Origin of the sequence: Oribacterium sp. WCC10, assembly GCF_900113415.1 — a bacterium.
GTDB lineage: Bacteria > Bacillota > Clostridia > Lachnospirales > Lachnospiraceae > Oribacterium.
In genome coordinates, this window is the sequence record NZ_FOPH01000053.1 from 1 (window position 1) to 1,587 (window position 1,587).

Annotated in this window: 1 protein-coding gene; it reads left to right on the forward strand. The window is 37.7% G+C overall.

What is annotated here, in order from left to right; translation table 11 throughout:
• The first annotated feature begins 281 nt into the window (after window positions 1-281).
• A complete protein-coding gene (locus BM294_RS15615; protein WP_091210008.1) occupies window positions 282-1,457 on the forward strand; it encodes an IS110 family RNA-guided transposase in 1,176 nt (391 codons plus the stop codon).
• Window positions 1,458-1,587: the final 130 nt, after the last annotated feature.

Consider the following 1,587-nt stretch of genomic DNA (forward strand, 5'->3'; position numbering starts at 1 on the left):
ACGTATAATCCAATCATGTTAGAAAAGTGATTGGATTCTTCCTTTCTCCCAGGTTCTCTGGGCTATTTCTAATCCTTTTCTGATATATTTATCTAGGCACTGTGGATTTGTTTTTCATTAATTACAGCTTTGACTGGTAGGAGGTGACTCAGACCACAGCTTGTCGTCTAATACTGGTAATTAGTTTGTTAACGCTTGACGTTTAGATTTACGTGATTACACAGTCGATCTCTCTGTGGTAGACAACAGTGCCAACTATAATAGTCAGGAGGTTTTATCTAATGTCTATGTTCTTTGCTGGAATTGATATTTCCAAGTACAAACATGATTGCTGCATTATAGCTGCAGCCGATCAATCTGTAGTGGCCAAATTCACTTTTAAAAGCAATAAGGAAGGGTTTGACCAACTACTTACAACTATTAACTCTTTATCCTCTCCAGAAGACATAAGAATAGGGTTTGAATCAACATCTCATTATGCCCTAAATCTTGAGCTTTTCCTTGAAAACGCCTCGCTAACGTTCATGGAAGTAAATCCAGTCTTGATATCGGAATATAAAAAATCGACCACTCTAAGGCGTACAAAAACCGATTCTGTTGACTGTGAATCCATTGCTCGATGGTTAATGACTGTTGAGTACAAACCCCATTCAAAAGGATTTTATCACTCTTATTCTTTAAAGTCATTAACACGTCTTCGTGATAGGCTTGTTCGCCAAAGGTCTTTATACCTTGTTAAGCTCACAAACGTTCTTGATCACACGTTTCCTGAGTTTAAGCCATTCTTTAATGAACGTTTTTCTAAAACAGCTCTATATCTATTAGAAAACTACGGTTCTGCTGAGAACATGTCTGCCATGAATGAAACAGACTATAATGAAATCCGTCGCATATCTCATGGTAAGTTTTCTCCTCAACAGTTCCTTGAATTGAAACGTTTAGCTTATGATACTGTTGGCATCAATAATTCCATATTTGATGTCGAACTTGAAAGCTTACTGTCCCTTTACAAATCCTTGGCCAAAGAAATAAACACGCTTGAAAATGAGATTATTAAGCTCATCAACGAAGTCCATCCTCACTTCATGACCATTCCTGGAATTGGTCCTATTTCCGCCGCAGTAATCTACGCAGAATACGGAGATATTTCCAACTTTTCATCTCCGGCACAGATGCTTGCTTTTGCAGGAATTGAACCAAGCGTAAATGATTCAGGTACTGAATCTCATGGCGGAAAGATGGTAAGACACGGATCATCTCCGTTGCGATATGTCTTGCTAAACTGCTGTCTTCCTTTAATTCGCTTCGATATGACTTTTGCAACTTACTATGCCAAGAAACGTCAAGAAGGAAAACCTCATCGGGTAGCTATAACCCATGTTGCAAAGAAGCTTTTACGAGTTATCTTTGCTTTAGAAAAGCAAAACATAGACTTCAATTCTCAGAAACTTCGCTAACATCAAAAGACCGGAAATCCAGTCACCATCTGAAATACGGTGTATTCAGATGGTTTATTAAAGTTACCCTCAAACCAATAATTTCAAAATTTTGTTTAAAACCTATTGACTACTAATAGTTTGTCACCTC

Bases quoted from the DNA above. Each gene is read 5' to 3' on its own strand.
- BM294_RS15615 (WP_091210008.1), top strand. From the start codon at position 282: ATGTCTATGTTCTTTGCTGGAATTGATATTTCCAAGTACAAACATGAT.